At 33.9% G+C, this 224-nt stretch carries 1 protein-coding gene; it reads right to left on the reverse strand.

The window, feature by feature from the left end; all coding sequences use genetic code 11:
- A partial coding sequence (locus KJQ99_RS10380; protein ID WP_214150791.1) for a 3-isopropylmalate dehydratase small subunit occupies positions 1-224 on the reverse strand: 224 nt, incomplete at both ends.

A 224-nucleotide genomic window follows, 5' to 3' on the forward strand; every position in this document is an offset into this window, starting at 1 on the left:
CGATTAGTGGAATTCTGCCACCTGCACGAACTTCGTCTAAAAGAGTATTTGGATTTATTTCAAAAGTTGAAACAACTTTACCATCTTTTTTAATTTGTCCGTTTGCAATATCAACAACAAATCTATCCCCCATTTCAAGATTTGTAACATCACAAACTATTGGTAAAGCACCACTATCTTGAGCGGTATTGAAAAAAATTGGAGCAATAGTTTGTCCTAAAATC

Origin of the sequence: Campylobacter sp. 2018MI13, assembly GCF_018501135.1 — a bacterium.
GTDB lineage: Bacteria > Campylobacterota > Campylobacteria > Campylobacterales > Campylobacteraceae > Campylobacter_E.